Origin of the sequence: Acinetobacter sp. YH12156 (assembly GCF_013418235.1) — a bacterium.
GTDB lineage: Bacteria > Pseudomonadota > Gammaproteobacteria > Pseudomonadales > Moraxellaceae > Acinetobacter > Acinetobacter pseudolwoffii.
The window spans coordinates 1-17,078 of sequence record NZ_VPCL01000018.1 but is presented as its reverse complement, the minus strand read 5'-3'; the positions used below and the strand labels follow the sequence as shown (position 1 = coordinate 17,078).

Annotated in this window: 14 protein-coding genes and 1 pseudogene; 6 read left to right on the top strand and 9 right to left on the bottom strand. The window is 42.9% G+C overall.

The window, feature by feature from the left end:
• Positions 1 to 453: 453 nt before the first annotated feature.
• Entirely contained in the window at positions 454 to 1,617 is a 1,164-nt protein-coding gene (locus FTU87_RS14165; RefSeq protein ID WP_005173519.1) for a zinc-dependent alcohol dehydrogenase, read from the bottom strand.
• A 341-nt stretch (positions 1,618 to 1,958) separates the two neighbouring features.
• Entirely contained in the window at positions 1,959 to 3,890 is a 1,932-nt protein-coding gene (locus tag FTU87_RS14160) for an ATP-binding cassette domain-containing protein (RefSeq protein WP_180086087.1), read from the bottom strand.
• 218 nt (positions 3,891 to 4,108) lie between these two features.
• Between FTU87_RS14160 and FTU87_RS14155 the strand changes: the two genes are divergently transcribed.
• The 4 genes from FTU87_RS14155 to erpA all read left to right on the top strand — a co-directional run bounded on the left by FTU87_RS14155 (position 4,109) and on the right by erpA (position 8,034).
• Positions 4,109 to 5,113 carry a putative solute-binding protein gene (locus tag FTU87_RS14155; protein ID WP_100329866.1) on the top strand — a complete coding sequence of 335 codons (1,005 nt, stop codon included), beginning with the start codon at positions 4,109 to 4,111 and terminating at the stop codon, positions 5,111 to 5,113.
• Between the two features lie 253 nt (positions 5,114 to 5,366).
• Entirely contained in the window at positions 5,367 to 6,377 is a 1,011-nt protein-coding gene (locus FTU87_RS14150) for a putative solute-binding protein (RefSeq protein WP_159138959.1), read from the top strand.
• 192 nt (positions 6,378 to 6,569) lie between these two features.
• A complete protein-coding gene (locus FTU87_RS14145) occupies positions 6,570 to 7,577 on the top strand; it encodes a putative solute-binding protein (protein WP_074384156.1) in 1,008 nt (335 codons plus the stop codon).
• A gap of 121 nt (positions 7,578 to 7,698) precedes the next feature.
• Positions 7,699 to 8,034 carry an iron-sulfur cluster insertion protein ErpA gene (gene erpA / locus FTU87_RS14140; RefSeq protein WP_004281944.1) on the top strand — a complete coding sequence of 112 codons (336 nt, stop codon included), beginning with the start codon at positions 7,699 to 7,701 and terminating at the stop codon, positions 8,032 to 8,034.
• Positions 8,035 to 8,089: 55 nt separating this feature from the next.
• Here erpA and FTU87_RS14135 read toward each other — a convergent pair whose 3' ends face one another.
• The 6 genes and pseudogenes from FTU87_RS14135 to FTU87_RS14110 all read right to left on the bottom strand — a co-directional run bounded on the left by FTU87_RS14135 (position 8,090) and on the right by FTU87_RS14110 (position 13,983).
• Positions 8,090 to 8,467, bottom strand: a complete 378-nt coding sequence (locus tag FTU87_RS14135; RefSeq protein WP_167381287.1) for a hypothetical protein — start codon at positions 8,465 to 8,467, stop codon at positions 8,090 to 8,092.
• Positions 8,468 to 8,572: 105 nt separating this feature from the next.
• Positions 8,573 to 9,481, bottom strand: coding sequence for a matrixin family metalloprotease (locus tag FTU87_RS14130; RefSeq protein WP_100329869.1), 909 nt, complete (start codon positions 9,479 to 9,481; stop codon positions 8,573 to 8,575).
• A 60-nt stretch (positions 9,482 to 9,541) separates the two neighbouring features.
• Positions 9,542 to 9,802: pseudogene (locus FTU87_RS14125) on the bottom strand (OXA-134 family carbapenem-hydrolyzing class D beta-lactamase); the annotation flags it as partial.
• Positions 9,803 to 9,972: 170 nt separating this feature from the next.
• Positions 9,973 to 11,916, bottom strand: a complete 1,944-nt coding sequence (gene dnaK / locus FTU87_RS14120) for a molecular chaperone DnaK (RefSeq protein ID WP_005173542.1) — start codon at positions 11,914 to 11,916, stop codon at positions 9,973 to 9,975.
• Between the two features lie 155 nt (positions 11,917 to 12,071).
• On the bottom strand, positions 12,072 to 12,620 hold the full coding sequence (gene grpE, locus FTU87_RS14115; RefSeq protein WP_005173545.1) for a nucleotide exchange factor GrpE: 549 nt from the start codon (positions 12,618 to 12,620) through the stop codon (positions 12,072 to 12,074).
• Between the two features lie 853 nt (positions 12,621 to 13,473).
• Positions 13,474 to 13,983 carry a hypothetical protein gene (locus FTU87_RS14110; RefSeq protein ID WP_100329870.1) on the bottom strand — a complete coding sequence of 170 codons (510 nt, stop codon included), beginning with the start codon at positions 13,981 to 13,983 and terminating at the stop codon, positions 13,474 to 13,476.
• Positions 13,984 to 14,199: 216 nt separating this feature from the next.
• Here FTU87_RS14110 and FTU87_RS14105 point away from each other — a divergent pair, with 216 nt between their 5' ends.
• Positions 14,200 to 15,270, top strand: coding sequence for an alpha/beta hydrolase (locus FTU87_RS14105; RefSeq protein WP_180076464.1), 1,071 nt, complete (start codon positions 14,200 to 14,202; stop codon positions 15,268 to 15,270).
• Between the two features lie 71 nt (positions 15,271 to 15,341).
• Here the strand turns inward: FTU87_RS14105 and FTU87_RS14100 are convergent, their stop codons facing one another.
• A complete protein-coding gene (locus FTU87_RS14100; protein ID WP_100355786.1) occupies positions 15,342 to 16,016 on the bottom strand; it encodes an acetoacetate decarboxylase family protein in 675 nt (224 codons plus the stop codon).
• Between the two features lie 103 nt (positions 16,017 to 16,119).
• On the opposite strand from FTU87_RS14100, the gene FTU87_RS14095 reads away from it, so the two are divergent.
• Positions 16,120 to 16,692 (top strand): peptidylprolyl isomerase, encoded by a 573-nt coding sequence (locus FTU87_RS14095; protein ID WP_180097691.1) that lies wholly within the window; start codon positions 16,120 to 16,122, stop codon positions 16,690 to 16,692.
• The last annotated feature ends 386 nt before the right edge of the window (positions 16,693 to 17,078 follow it).

Genomic DNA, 17,078 nt, shown 5'->3' with positions numbered 1-17,078 from the left:
GTGCTATTTAGAGTTATATTTCCTCTGTTATATAACCCTGCAAAATCAATAGCTACTCGTCAGCATGATTGAGCAGCTATTTTTATCGAAAACTACAAATACTTTTAAAATTAATTACTTATATATCTATTGTAGTTTTATTTAATAATGAGCGTGAAACATATTTTGATTGAAAAATAGAGGGTGTAGTTAAACTACATAATTAATTTAACAATCAAGTGAATTTTCATTTTTTAATTTAAAATCATCGTGTTATTACTTTCCTTTCTTAACTCTTTAGATTTGTATCTGCTGGTTAAGGTCTAAATTTCATTGTGACAATCATGCTATGCAGGATGTTTAGAAAAAACAGAAAAGGACATCAAAGTTTTGTGGATTGAAAATAGAAAAAATACAATTCATCAAATGCGGTAAAAAAAAGCGCCTGACGGCGCTTTTTGCTATCCAAGCTATTTAGGGTGTCAGGATAATCTTGCGGCAGTCTTCTTCACGTTTATCGAAAATGCGATAACCTTCAGCAGCATCTTCCAGTTTCATGCGATGGGTAATAATCAGGTCTGGCGAAAGATCACCATTTTCAATATGTTCCAGTAATTGTGGCAGGAACTTGTGCACATGGGTTTGTCCCATTTTAAAGGTCAGACCTTTATCGAAGGCATCACCAAACAGGAAACCGTGAATTGGACCGGCATAAACCCCCGGCACACTGACCACACCGCCACGGCGCACCGCCGCAATACATTGTCTTAGCGCAGAACCACTCGAACCTTCCAGTTTTAGATTGGTCATTACCGTTTCCAGCATACTCCCTTTGGCCTCAAAACCCACCGCATCAATCACCGCATCGACACCACGATAACCTGCCGTATTTTGAATGATGAATTCGGCTGCATCCACGTCATCAAAATTGACCGGAATCGCCCCATAAGTTTGATGAGCAAAACGCAAGCGATAAGGATGGTGATCGACCATAAAGATCTGTTCGGCACCAAGCATGCGTGCGCAGGCCGCAGCCAGCAGACCGACCGGCCCAGCTCCATAAATGGCGACACTGGAACCTCGGCCAATCTGGGCATTGGTCACAGCTTGCCAGGCTGTGGGTAAAATATCGGTCAGAAACAATACTTTTTCATCAGGCAGGGAACCGGGAACCTTAAACGGTCCGACATTGCCTTTGGGAATCCGCACATATTCGGCCTGACCGCCTGGCACACCGCCATACAGATGGCTATAACCAAACAGGGCGGCACCTGGTGGAATCTGTTTTTTATTGATAATTGCACCACGTCCGCTATTGGTATTTTCACAGGCAGCCATCAGCTCGTGTTCACAGAAAAAACAGTGGCCACATGCAATCACAAAGGGAATAATCACCCGATCGCCTTTTTTTACTGAAGTGACTTCAGGACCGACTTCTTCGACCACCCCCATAAATTCATGACCGAAAATATCACCCTGTTCGGTTGCGGGAATTTTCCCACGATAAAGATGCAGGTCTGAGCCACAGATAGCAGTAGCCGTTACTCTGAGAATGACATCATCTGCTTCCTGAATGACTGGATCAGGAACAGATTCAACTCGTACATCGCGAGTACCGTGATAAGTAAGAGCACGCATGCGGATTTCCTCTCTCTAGTTCAACATTAAACAGACTCGTAGCAAGGCTGCCAAAAATTAAAAAACACTTGTATTAGAGCCTTAGGATGAAACAGCGCGCTGTAAATTAATGTATGAAATAAGGCATCCAACTGTTTAAAAAATAAACTTATATAGGGTTTGCGTAATTCATGACCTTATGTGTCGAATGAATAGAAAAGAACAGAATTAAAGAAACATCTAGACGTAGATGAAAAAATACAGGGGGGAAAATGGAAGAGAAAACATTAAAAATAGTGAATAAAAAAGAGATGAACAACGTTGGTCATTCATCTCTTATCTTAAATCTTACTAAAAGAGCTTTAGAACGTCTGTTCCAGACTTTCCAGTTCCATCATCAGTTCTAGCATTTGCTCTTCGGCTGTTTCCAGTTTGGCTTTTAGCTCGGTTTGCTCATTCATCAGTTTCAGCAAATCATTTTTACGTGATGCTTCGTATAAAGCACTGTCACCTAGCAGGGTTTCAATTTCAATCAGTCGCGGCTGTAGTTTGGCCATCTGTGCTTCGCATTTTTCAATATTCTTGCGAATCGGACGACTTAGTTCCCGCTGGCGAGCAGCTTCCTTACGTTGTGCTTCCTTGTCCAGTTTGGAAATAGTCGGTTTGACTTCGACTTGGGATTTCACCGGTTCTGCTGGCTTTTGCCCATTTTTGATCATCTCAATACGGGCTTGGCGTAACCAGTCAGCATAGGCAGTAAGATCACCATCAAACTCACGGCATTGACCATTATGTACCAGTAGCAGTTCATCACAGACGCTGGCAATCAGCTGACGTTCATGCGAAACGAGAACCACTGCACCCTGAAAATCTTGTAAAGCCATAGTCAGTGCATGACGCATATCCAGGTCTAAATGGTTGGTCGGCTCATCCAGAATCAGTACATTCGGACGCTGCCAAACAATCAGTGCTAGGGCCAAACGTGCACGTTCACCGCCTGAGAAGCTTTCGCTTGGCGTATCCATACGTTCGCCACTAAAACCGAAACTACCCAAGAAGGAGCGTAGACTGGCTTCACTGATTTTTTTATCGGCGATACGTGCCAGCTGTAACATCGGGCTGGCATTGCCATCCAGTGCATCCATCTGATGCTGGGCAAAATAACCAATATTCAGTAGCTCTGAATCTTTACGCAGGCCTTGAATCAGTTTCAGGTCACCGACCAGCGATTTAATCAGTGTGGATTTACCAGCACCATTCATTCCGAGCAAACCGATCCGGCTGTTTGGCGTGATCTGTAAATTTACATTGGTGACAATCAGCTTGTCGCCATAACCGATATCGGCATGTTCCAGTTGCAATAACGGTGAACTCATTTTGGTCGGTTCACGGAAACTGAAAGTAAATGGTGTATCGACATGCGCAGCAGACAGTTCTTGCATGCGTTCCAGCTGTTTAATCCGGCTTTGAGCTTGTTTGGCTTTGGTCGCTTGCGCTTTAAAACGGTCAATATATTTTTGCAGATGCGCGCGGGTTTCCAGCTGCTTTTCATACGCCTGTTGCTGCTGCGCCAGACGTTCACTGCGGGTACGCTCGAAAGTCGAGTAGTTACCGGTATATAAAGTCAGTTCCTGATTTTCGATATGTAAAATATGATCGGTAATTGCATCGAGGAAATCCCGGTCATGCGAAATCAACACCAGCGTACCTTCATAAGCTTTCAGCCAGTCTTCGAGCCAGAGAATCGCATCCAAGTCCAGATGGTTGGTCGGTTCATCGAGGAGCAGTAAGTCTGAGCGGCTCATTAGGGTACGTGCCAGATTCAGACGCATACGCCAGCCACCGGAAAAACTTGAAACATCCAGTTGTGATTGATGTTCAAAAAAGCCCAGACCCGCCATCAGCTGCGAGGCTTTGGCCGGTGCTGAATAACCTGAAATTTCATCAAAACGGCCATATAAATGCCCTAGTTCTGCATCATCCAGTTGATCTGGCTGCTCAAGTTTCTGCTGAATATCCCAGTATTCTTCATCGCCGGACAAGACGAAATCAATGGCTTTCATATTCAGCGCTTTGATTTCCTGTGCCATATGCGCCACGGTCCATACCGCAGGACGGGTCAACGAACCGGTGTCTGACTCCATGCCGCCGAGCAAAGCTGAAAACAGGGTCGATTTCCCGGCACCATTGACACCGGTTAGGCCAATTTTCCATCCTGGGTGTAACTGCATCGACGCTTTTTGAAATAAAACACGTCCACCGCGACGTATAGATAACTGGTCTAACTGAATCATTGAGAAATCAAAGCTAAGAAATAAGATGCGCCTATTCTAAAGGAAAGCCTTGTGAAAATGAAAAATCTTACGACTTTTACTGAAATGAGCCAGCTTTTAAATACTGTGAATTTATATATTATGGACGCATAAGTTGAGTATAAGCTCTATTTTCAGTATTAACAGTTGTTTATAGTAGAAGCTGATCGAGCAAAAAAATACGATAGAGTAAAATAAAAATGAAAAAGGGATTTCTAGTTTTATCTGCACTGGGTCTACTGGCATCGACTTCAAGTCATGCCAAAGTAAATGTCTGTGTTTTTGATTTGCTGGGCAAGTCTGGCGAATCTTTTAAATTACTGGAAGAATGGGCCTTAGCTGCAAAAGCCTGGAATGCTGATGTTCAATTGACTGCCTATCAGGACGAAGCCAAAGTGGATCAGGATGCCAAGGCAGGCAAATGCGATGGCTTCTATATGACCTCCATGCGGGCCCGCGCCTATAACAAATTCGCCGGCTCGATTGATGCGATTGGTGGTGTGCCAAATAATGACATTGCCATGAAAGCCATCAGTTATGTACTGGACAAACGCAACAGCAAGCGCCTGATCACCCAGATTGGCAAAGAAAAATTTGAAGTGGCCGGGATCGGACAGATTGGCCCGGCTTATATTTTTGTCCGTGATCGCGAGCTGAATAAACTGGAACAGGTAAAAGGCAAGAAATTTGCCGTGCTGCATTATGACTATGCCCAGAAAATTATGGTCAACCGGATTGAAGCCGTGCCGGTAATGTCGGAAATTTCCAATTTTATTCGTAAGTTTAATCAGGGCGAAGTCGATATTGTGGCTGCACCGGCTTATGCCTTTAAACCGCTTGAATTAGAAAAAGGTCTGGGCAATAAAGGCGCCATGATTAATTTTCCAGTGATCAATGTCACCGCCGACCTGATCATCCGGCAGGATAAATTTCCTGACTCTTTCGCAGTACAATCCAGAGACTGGTTTGTGAAACAGTTGCCGCGCAGTTTTGCCATGGTGAAACGTATGGAAGCGGAAATTCCCAATAAATATAAGCTGAATTTAAGCCGTGAAGATCGCATCGCCTATCAGAAGATTCTGCGCGAAGGCCGCATCGATTTAACCCGGCAGGGGATTTATGATCCCGGCATGATGACGGTATTGAAGCGTGCCCGCTGTACCGTCGAAAGAACCAATTTTGAGTGTTCAATTAGTGGCGAATAAAATTCAAATGATGTATATCTTTGTAACTCTCACGGATTAAATGTAATGATACGAAACTTCTATTAAATATTAAGAAATTGATATTTAAAAATATTTTATAAAATAATATTTAGAAAATACGCTGATTTATCTTTATAGGCCAAAACACGGGTTTTAAATGGAGTAAATGCTCTATTTTTTTTAATTAAACTTGCTTAATATTTGTTCCGTGTAAGGACACTCAGCGAATAACAAGATTCCAAAGGATAATACAATGAAAAAAGCACTCTTATCATTGGCTGCACTTTCTACATTTGGTTTTGCCAATGCGGTGCATGCAGAAAAAGTCGATATCTGCGTGTTTGACTTACTGGGTAAATCAGGTGAGTCTTTCCAGATGGCGCAAGAATGGGCACTAGCTGCAAAAGGCTGGGGCGCAGAAATCAATCTGATTGCCCGCCAGGATGAAGCTGTTGCCGACAATGATTTTAAAGCCGGAAAATGTGATGGTGTATTTATGACGGCCATGCGCGCCCGTCAATACAATAAATTTGCCGGTTCTATCGATGCACTGGGCGGTGCACCGAGCAATGCAATTGCACAGCGTGCCATTAGTTTTGCGCTGGACAAACGCAATGCCAGCAAAATGGTGACTAATCTGGGTGGTAAAAAATACGAAATTGCCGGGATTGCACCACTTGGTTCGGCGTTCATCTTTGTCCGTGACAAAAATATTAACTCGATCGAAAAAGCCGCAGGTAAAAAATTCGCGGTATTGGGCTATGACGATGCCCAGAAAATTATGGTGCAGCGTGTTGGTGCACAGGCCGTGATTTCCGATGTATCCAATTTTGTGGCCAAATTTAACAATGGTCAGGTGGATATGGTGGGGGCACCAGCCTATGCTTATAAACCGCTAGAGATTTATAAAGGCCTTAGCAATAACGGCGCGATGTTTAATTTCCCGGTGCTGCATGTGACGTCCGATTTTGTCATTCGCCCGGAAAAATTCCCGGCAGGTTTTGGGCAAAAATCGCGTGACTGGTTTATCAAAAACCTGCCAAAAAGTATGGCCATGATCGGCCGTCTGGAAGCCGGAATTCCGTCGAAATATAAAATGAATCTGAGCGCTGAAGATAGAACCAAGTACCAGAAAATGTTACGTGATGGCCGTATGGACATGACCAAACGCGGAATCTATGATGCTGGCATGATGTCAGTGTTAAAACGCGCGCGCTGTTCTGTCGACAAAGCCAATTTTGAGTGTTCACTTTCGGGTGAGTAATTTGATTTTTAAAGAAAAAGCTTAGCTGAGTCTAAGCTTTTTTTGTGGTTGAACTGAGGCAGATCAGCCATTGTACAGCTGATTAAATAGCTTAAGCTTGATCTAAAGATTGATTTCTTATGATTGATATAAAAATAATTAGATGCGGCTGAAATCGCAATAACAAAAACAAGGTATAAGGACATTAGGATGATGCAAAGAAGATGGAAAATACTGGCATTGGCCGCAGCGACATTTACTGTTTCAGGTCTGGTACAGGCCAAACAGGTGATGTGCGTATTTGATCTGGTGGGCAAAAATGGCGATGTGTATAGCGTGATGAAAGATTATCAGCTGGCAGCGAAAAACTGGGGCGCTGATATCGAGCTTAGAGTGAATACCAATGAAGCCGTGGTTGCAGAAGATTTTAAGGCTGGAAAATGTGACGGGATTAGTGTCACTGGAATGCGCGGACGTCAGTTCAACAGCTTTACCGGCTCACTGGATGCTATCGGGGCGATTCCAGATCTGAATCTGGCCGTTAAAGTGATGCAGGGTCTGGCGAGTCCGACTTTTGCCAAACATATGCTCAATGGCAAATATGAAGTGGTGGGGGTGATTCCTGTCGGTGATGCTTTTCTGTTGGTCAATGACCGTAGTATTAATACCGTGGCCAAAGCCGCAGGTAAAAAAATTGCGGTACTCGACTATGATGAAGCACAAAAAATCATGGTGCAGCAGGTTGGTGCTCAAGCCGTCAGTGCCGATGTCACCAACTTTGGCGCCAAGTTTAACAATGGTCAGGTTGATATCATTGGCGCACCCGCTGCGGTATTTAAACCCCTAGAATTACACAAAGGCTTAGGTACAAAAGGTGCGATTGTGAATTATCCGGTGTTGCAAGTGACCGGTAATATCATTATCCGTCCCGATAAATTCCCGGCGGGTTATGGTCAAAAATCACGTGAATGGGTGAGAAGCCAGTTGCCGCGCGCTTTTGGTATTCTGGGCAAAATGAAAGCCGATATTCCTGCAAAATACTGGATGGATATTCCGGCTGCAGATAAACCGGGCTATCAGAAAATGATGCGCGATTCCAGAATCGACCTGACCAAACGCGGCGTATATGATAAGCGCATGATGAAACTGCTGTGGCAATTCCGTTGTAAACAGAACCCGCAAAACTTCGAATGTGCCTTACAGGATGAGAACTACAAATAATCCTGATAAAATTACTCTGATTTGACTTTTAATCTGTAGAGACTGACCATATATTGAGTGTGTTATACTTCGATATGGTCTTTTCTTTTTAAAGACATTCCATTCAACAGAGGAATCCGCCATGAATGCCCAAGCGCTTGTGCTCACCGACAATGCCGCAAATAAAGTACGCCAGTTGCGTGACAGTGAAGGTAACCAAGACTTAATGCTCCGTGTGTATGTTACCGGTGGCGGCTGTTCAGGTTTCTCTTATGGCTTTAACTTTGCCGAAAGTCAGAATGAAGATGATGCAGAATTTGCCAACGGCGATGTGAAAGTACTGGTCGATTCACTCAGCTATCAATATCTGGTCGGTTCCGTTGTAGATTATTTGGAAGGTCTGGAAGGTTCACGCTTTGTGGTGCAAAACCCGAATGCGACCACCACTTGTGGTTGTGGATCTTCATTCTCGATCTAAACACGTACAATAAAAAAGTCCTCTTGATGAGGACTTTTTTATATCTGAAGAAAACTTAATTTTCCAGTTTTACCGCTTCCAAGAGGTCAAAAATTACTGATGTGACATCCTGACTCAGCTCACGATTATTAAAAATCTCATAAGCGCTAATGGTAATATCGGTATCACTTGGCAACAGGCGCTGCTCTTCTTCGATCAGGTCATTGATCGGCAAGAGGGTCTGTTTGATTTCCAGATGTAAAATATCTTTATATTCCAGATTCTCATCGTCCAGTTCAATCAGCTGTTCATTGAAATAAGGCAATAAAATCGCATGAAGATGTGGCTGAATATCCTCAATATCAAAGATCTCGATATCACGCGTTTCATCAATCGTACTAATGTGGTCATTTACTTCAATTAAAATATGGTAGTAACTCACATGAATCTCCAAAGATGGCCTGAACAATGTAGCCGTTCACAATAACATGAAATCCGAATAGAGTGTTTTTTATAACACTTATACACTTAAATTAATTAAGGAATTCAGGCTGATCACTTAACGGTGATACAGCAAAGTCTTGTCGGCAGGTCGCAACTGAAAGTGTTGTAAATTCTGTTTTCCCAGTACCGGATACATCAGCGCCTCTGGATCATCATGATGATACAGGCCCAAAGCATGCCCCAGTTCATGAGCCAGTGTCAGACGCAGATCATCTTCTGCATCAAACTGATATACATGAATCTGATGACCCATAAATACCCCTTTATGAAATTCACGGGCAGGAAAACGTTGCTGGGCCTGAATGATATTCTGTTGATGATTTTCAAGACTATGTTGATGCAGCGAAACATTCAGGTTAAAAGAACTTTGCTGTCGCTGAAGATACTCGGCTTCCCGTTTAAAATTTTCCGATTTGCGCTGTAAAGCCTGAAACTCATATTCTAATTGTTCGTGCTCATAGGCAGATAAATTTGGCTGATGCCGTCGTTGCTGTAGCTTCTGAAATTCATAATTAATCTGATCTCTTTGCTGGATCAAGCGTTGTTGTTGACTTTCCAGATGTTGATAAGATGCTTCCAGATTTTTGACCTGACGTTGATACTGGGCATCATCTGCCAGCAACTGTTTTTCGACTTTCTTTAAGGCATTATATTCCTGTTGCCGTTGATCATAGATCAGATGAATACTCAGCTGGGCATTTTCATCATAGAGCAGCAGATCATCGCGATGGGTGCCCTGATGCCAGATCTCGACGGCTTCTTTGCTCAGTTGAATCACTTGCTCTTTACTCAGCCCAAAGCCTGCATCTACCTGATCGACCTTAAAGCGTAAACGTGTGTCAAAAGGATGACTGAGCCGGTCTGCAAGCGAGTTGTAGCGCAGTTGTGGATGAGCTTTGGTCTGCATATGCATAGAGGCAGACAGGATTAACCCAACGATGACCAGACAAAATAGAAGGCGCATATTGCTATTGAGATGCTTGTTTTTAAAAAATATAGCTTAATTTTAAGGCATTTCCCATGCTTATTTGCCTTCCTGCTCAGCTTTTGGATAAAGTCCTAATTCGGCCAAGGTTTGCTGTAAAATGTCCAGGCGAATCGCCGGATCCATATGACTGTGCATCTGCATATTCAGGGAAAAGGCCACGATGTCAGCCTGTGGTGTTTCGATCCAGCCCGTGCGTCAGCCAACTTGCGCTTCCAGCTCCATACCCCGGCCGGATTTGGCATACAGTCGACAAGCGTGGCGTTCCTGTAGCAATAACATGGCTTTAACCCATTGCTGAAAGGCCGCAAAATCAGAATTTTCAGGGTTGATGGTCGTTTCATGCTGGATTTAGCTTAAACAGCTTTACTTGAACATACGATCCATTTTTAGTCATTTTACCTTCATGCTTTAAAATTTGGACATAAAAAAACCGCGCTATTGCGCGGTTTTTCAGTTAAAGCGACAAATTATTTTTTGTCATCTTTTACTTCAGTGAACTCAGCATCTACAACGCCGTCGTCCGCTTTTTGCTGTTGTTGACCAGCGTCACCACCGAATGCGTTCGGATCAAACCCTTGCGCACCGCCTTGGCCTTGAGCTGCTTCATAGGCACGCTGAGTGATCGGCATGATGATGTTTTGAAGCGCTTCAGTTTTCGCTTTGATTTCTTCAACATCATTTTCTTTAGTTGATGCTTCAAGCTCAGAAACCGCAGTTTCAATTGCAGTTTTTTCGTCTGCAGTCACTTGCTCGCCCAAATCTTTCACTGCTTTTTGAGCAGAAGAAACTAACGCATCCGCTTCGTTACGTGCTTTCGCTAATTCTTCGAATTTGCGATCTTCTTCAGCATTCGCTTCAGCATCACGGATCATTGCTTCGATTTCAGCATCAGACAAACCTGAGTTTGCTTTAATCTGGATCGATTGCTCTTTACCCGTGCTCTTGTCTTTTGCAGATACTTTCAAGATACCATCAGCGTTGATATCGAAAGACACTTCAATTTGTGGCACACCACGTGGCGCAGGTGGGATATCGCCCAATTGGAAGTTACCCAACAATTTGTTTTGCTGTGCCATTTTACGTTCACCCTGGAACACAGAAATGTCTACAGCAGGCTGGTTGTCAGCAGCAGTCGAGAACACTTGAGATTTCTTCGCAGGAATCGTGGTGTTTTTCTCGATGATTGCTGTTAACACGCCACCCATGGTTTCGATACCAAGTGTCAGCGGAGTAACGTCAAGTAGAAGTACGTCAGTTTTGTCACCTGAAAGTACCGCACCTTGAATCGCAGCACCCATTGCGACTGCTTCATCAGGGTTCACGTCTTTACGTGGCTCTTTACCGAAGAATTCTTGAACCTTCTGTTGAACCATTGGCATACGTGATTGACCACCCACCAGAATCACGTCAGAGATGTCTGAAGTCGAAAGACCAGCATCTTTAAGTGCAATACGGCAAGGCTCAATGGTACGCGCAACCAAGTCAGCAACCAAACCTTCAAGTTTCGCACGTGTTACGTTGATCACCAAGTGTTTAGGACCAGTCGCATCAGCAGTAATGTATGGCAGGTTGATTTCAGTTGCATTCGAAGAAGAAAGCTCGATCTTCGCTTTTTCAGCAGCTTCTTTTAAACGTTGCAGCGCAAGCGGATCTTGTTTCAAGTTGAAGTTTTGTTCTTTCTTGAACTCTTCAACCAGGAATTCGATCAATGCGTTATCGAAGTCTTCACCACCCAGGAATGTATCACCGTTAGTAGACAACACTTCGATTTGCTGGTCGCCATCAAGATCCGCAATTTCAATGATTGAAACGTCGAATGTACCACCACCCAAGTCATAAACCGCGATTTTACGGTCGCCTTCTTTCTTGTCCATACCGAACGCAAGTGCAGCAGCCGTTGGTTCGTTGATGATACGTTTCACTTCTAAACCTGCAATTTTACCTGCATCTTTCGTTGCTTGACGCTGGGCATCGTTGAAGTAAGCAGGAACGGTAATGACCGCTTCAGTTACTGTTTCACCCAGGTAATCTTCCGCTGTTTTTTTCATCTTTTTCAAGATTTCAGCAGAGATTTGCTGTGGCGCAAGTTTCTTGTCGTTGACATCAACCCAAGCATCACCGTTGTCAGCTTTGATGATTTTGTACGGTACCAGACCGATATCTTTTTGTACCGCTTGGTCTTCATAACGACGACCGATCAAACGTTTGATCGCGAACAAGGTATTTTTCGGATTCGTTACCGCTTGACGCTTTGCCGATTGACCTACCAGAATTTCGCCATCTTTATAGGCAATAATTGATGGCGTTGTACGCGCGCCTTCAGCGTTTTCGATTACTTTAACTTTGTCGCCTTCAAGTACTGCAACACATGAGTTTGTAGTACCTAAGTCAATACCAATGATTTTAGCCATTTGGATGTTTCCTCAAAAATTTTTTTATTCCCAAACTTTTCCCTTTATCAAAGGGAAATTAAAAGGGATTTACTTGTTATCCGATATGAGAGCCGTTCGATTTTTTTCAAGTAAAATTGTTGAAAAAATTTCACAAACTCCCGAATTTATTTGGCTTAAGCGCCAACCATGACCATCGCCGGACGCAACAGGCGATTATTCAGCGTGTAGCCTTTTTGCAAAACAGTGCCAATTTCATTGGCTTTGGCATTTGGATCAATCCCAACTGCCTGATGCAGATCAGCATTAAAGCCGTTACTGGTGTCTACCACCACGACTCCAAATTTCTCTAAGGTATTCAATAAAGATTTAAGTGTCAGTTCAACGCCTTCCAGCAGTGGAGTTTTCTCTTCACCTGCGGCAACAATGGCGCGCTCGAGATTGTCGACGGTTTCTAAAAGTTCTTTAGAGAACTTTTCTAAAACGGTATCTTTATGCTTTTCAGATTCACGCTGAATACGTTCCACACTTTTTTGTGCTTCGTAGACTGCATTGGCCGTACGTGCTTTTTCTAACTTTAAGTCACCTTCAAGCTGCGCAATCTGCTCTTGTAAAGACTCAACGGAAACTTCAGCCTGCTCGGTTTCAGCTTGAGTTTGCGCTGTATCTTGTTCCGCTTGCTCTTGCTCAAATTTTTGAGCTTGCTCGTTTTGCTCAGTCGCCATTGATTTACTCCGTTTAAATGGGTTCTTAAACATGTACAGTCCTCAGGCCTCAGTATTCACTGCGTTAATGCTGAACTGCCATGGTTGAAGTTCTTGATTACCTAAAGAAATCGGGGCAGGGTGTAAAAATTCAAGCGTCAGTCAAGATTAAATTTAAGATTTATACAAAATTCTGAATAAAACAGCGAGCAGATGGCAGGCTTTTACCGCGATATAGGCGGAGATAAATTGAAGTAAATGATCAAGGAGTCATCTGATCATTGTTGTATACGTCGCTGAATAGACAGTCTGAGCTTTAAAATAAAACATGAATTATTTGAAAATAAATATAAAAAATTGATAATCGTATTTTTGAATAAATTTAATAATTTTAATCTGTTTTAAATATTGGTAAAAAAATTGCATGATACTGACATAGACAGCGACCTTGTTCAGAGGAGAGAGCCGAACTCGGTTGCTGTTGCCTTATTTCAAGTTACTTTTTTCAAGCTGAGTTCCCCCAAGACTCGGCTTTTTTTTGCCTGATTATTTATTAGACATAAAAGCGATTAATATCTAAGCAATAAAGTATTTCTCAATAGATGAACTTTTGATTAATATTTATTCCAGATTCTATCGCTGTAGTTTCTTCTTATTTTGAAATGTGTTTTCGTGGCTTATCTTTTTCTCTAAGATAGGCCTTTTTTTTTGCTAAAATTGAGCATTCTTGCTTTGATCAAGATAAAAATGATGGCTTGGCGGCTTAGTCCGGCCTTCATGCAAAAATACTGCTTTTATCCAATCAGCTTGAGATAAAATTTTCCATTAAAAAAGCCTGCTACAGGCTTTTTTAACAAAGAGTGAAATCAAAGTATTAATCACGGCGATCGCGTGGACGCTGTTGTTGCTGTTGACGTCGATTATCGCTCCAGCGTGGGTTAGATGAACGGTTTTGCTGGGCTTTTCTGGCACGTTGATCGGTGATCCGTTTACGATCCTGCTCCAGGCGGCGTTTATTACGTTCTGTTTCAGCCTGTTTTTGCCGTTGGCTCATCATGTTTTTACGCTGCTGTTCCTGGCGTTGTCGTTCCAGCTGGCTTTTACGTCGGTCCTGTTCTAACTGTCTTTTACGGTCCTGTTCCCAGTTACGACGCTGCACTTCCTGTTTACGTCGATCCAGTTCAATACGTTTACGTTGCTGTTCATATTCCCAGCGTTGCCGATCATAACGACGCTGTTGCTCATAACGACGATCCTGTTCATAGCGGCGATCAGAACGCTGATCATAACGGCCATCGTAGTAGCCACCATCTTCAGGGAAAGCAACACAGCCTACAGCCAAAAATGCAGTCGCTAGAGACAGAGCTATAATTTTGCCAGCCATAGGCATTCTCCCAACTTGAAATAAAAAATATACTGAAGCTCGCAAAACTACGTCAAAAATACCATTTAAACGGTCAATGACATCTTTTATAAATCAGGTTAACGTATTGGATAAAACTATATGTACGTAGATATTAAGACTTATATAAGAATATGGTCACTGAAACGCTAATCGTGTAGAAACTATGAAGAATTAAGAGAATAAGGACTAAAAATAATGACTGTGAATCATCCAGTACTGAAAAGTGTAATCGAAAAAGGGCAAGGCACAGCAGCGCGTATGCTGGATCGCTTACCTGGTATTGCACAAGACGCATTGGTTAAGGCTTTGGACTATCCTCATCACTATCCTGATTTAGACCCCATGGTCAAATGCCTGATGGCGATTCAGCTTAAACAGGGGCATGGCAGCTTTCTGAGTGAAGATGTCGCACAGGCACGGGTGGCGTTTGATGCGCGCATGAAAACAATTCAGGCCAGACCGACTGCTGTGAAAATGGTAGAAGAGCTGCGTCTGCCTTTGCAAAGTGGCAGCATCTTTGCCCGGCATTATCATCCAGCTCCACAAAAGAAGTTGCCGATGGTGATTTTTTATCATGGCGGTGCATTTATGGTGGGCGGTCTGGACAGCCATGATGAATTCTGTCGCTTGCTGGCAGTACATGCCAAAGTACAGGTGTTAAGCGTAGCTTATCCGCTGACGCCAGAATTTAGCCCCTTGCAGATGGTACAGGTTTGTGAAGATGCCCTGGCGTGGGCACATCAGCATAGCAAGCAGCTAAAAGTCTATAAAAACCGGATTGCCTTGGCAGGGGACAGTGCCGGCGGAAATCTGGCTACTGTTGTAGCTCAGCGCAGTGTAGGTAAATCTTATGCCGCACGAGCGCAGCTTTTGCTTTATCCAGCGGTCGACTTTAAAAGTCGCCATCCATCTTTTTATGCCTATAAAGATGGACTGGTACTTTCAGAGCAGGATATTGATCTGGTGACCTTCATGTATGCCCAGACCCATCAGATTGAATTAGATGATCCACTGATTTCACCGACCTATGGTGAATTGCAAAACTTGCCGCCGAGCTATGTGATTACCGCACGTCATGATGTCCTGCATGATGAAGGTTCAATCTATGCGCATAAACTACGTCAGAATGGTGTGAGTGTTCATTATCATGAATATACCGACCAGGCACATGGTTTTATCAACCTGACGCCGATCTCCCGCCGTGCCAAAAAATATGTGATTGAGATCAGCAAAAATTTCCGCAAATTCTGGGACAAAAATAGTTAAATCCAAGGCGTGAATGCAAAAAGGTGTTTCTCATGAAACACCTTTTTTTATAGATAGGTTTTTATCAATTCTTATACTTTGCTGCTGATCTGCGCTTCAGGAAAGATCAGATTGAATTTGGGAACATAAAAGCTTTGCAGCAATTTGGCTTTGGAAAAGTCTGGAAATATATTGTCGATATCTTGCCATTCTACTTGCGAGAGTTTGGAGAGATGACCACGGAACTGTGGACTAAACTGAAAACGCTGACCTTTCCAGGCTTGCTGAATCTTCAGCATAGATGCTGGAATATGATGACTATTAATGTAGAACTGGCGTGCAGATTTGGTTTTCTTCAGCCGAATTGTCATATGCTGGTTTTGATGCTGAATCTGACACAGCACTTCCTGATCCTTTTCCTGCCATTCAAATTGCGCATGTTCTTTGGGAATGCCCCATAAATGCTGACCGTGTACCACAGACTCATGGGTAGACACATAAATTTTAGGAATCGAGCTGAGGTGCCGTTTACTAATTAAAGGATGATCCAGAATCAGTAACTCATCATAAGGGCCAATCGGCGAAGAATGATAACGCACCAATAAGACTTGGACCATCCGCCCCAGCGGAGATGGTGCGATCCGGAACTGTTTCGCTTGCTCAATAAAGCTGGGGGTCAGCCAATAATTCAGAATAAAACCTTCACCCTGCAAACGCCAAGGTGGAAACTGGTGGATATTTTGCTCCTGTAATAATGCATGCTTCATTCTTATTCTCTTGTCTTTAGTCGGCAGATCACTGCATTATGAGTTATAAAAGATTAATATATAGTCATTCACAACCATTACTTCTAAGTAGATGAGTTAATAAATGTTAAAGAAATCATTATGTGTGATCGCACTTGCTGCGCTCAGTCTACCAAGCTTTGCTGCAAATACGATTATTGAGATGAAGACTTCATCAGGAAATATTGAAATTGAACTCTTCAATGACAAAGCACCAATCTCGGCAAAGAACTTTGAAAGCTATGTAAAGAGTAACTTCTATAAGGACACGATCTTTCACCGCGTCATTCCAGGCTTTATGGTGCAGGGCGGTGGCTTTGATGTGAACATGCAGGAAAAAGCCAATACCAAAGCACCCATTAAAAACGAATCATCGAATGGTCTGCAAAATAAACGCGGTACTTTAGCCATGGCGCGTACCAATCAGCCGGATTCTGCCCGAGCACAATTCTTTGTGAACCTGGTTGATAATGATTTCCTGGATCGTTCTGCCAGAAATGCCGGCTATGCGGTCTTTGGTAAGGTCACTAAAGGTATGGATATCGTCGATCAGATTACTAAAGTACCGACCCGAAACTATGGAATGCATCAAAATGTGCCGGTGAACCCTGTAAAAATCACCAGTGTGACGATTAAAGCACCAGTCGTGAAAAACTAGGTACAGAATAAAACAGAAATATTTAATTTATATTTCTGTTTTAAAAATATGTACTTATGTAATGAATTGTATGGAATTGAACCAATTTGGTGCATAAAAATAAAACACTCGTGATTCCTGTGCGTTAAAAGCGCTTGCACGTGTAAGAAATTGCCCTATAATGAGCACATACCGACGAGATAGACGGAAACGAACGAAGCAGATTGCTGAGTTGTTGAGTATATCGAAGTCCAGCTTCTGGCACTGACGAGGTGTTAGAAAGATCATTAAGAGATTATGAAGAACAACTTGTGTGGATTTTTACTGGTTGATCGATCGAAATTATTTTCATTGATTGATGGTAAGAATGACTCGAAGTTTATTTGAGAAATATTTGTCAGAAAATT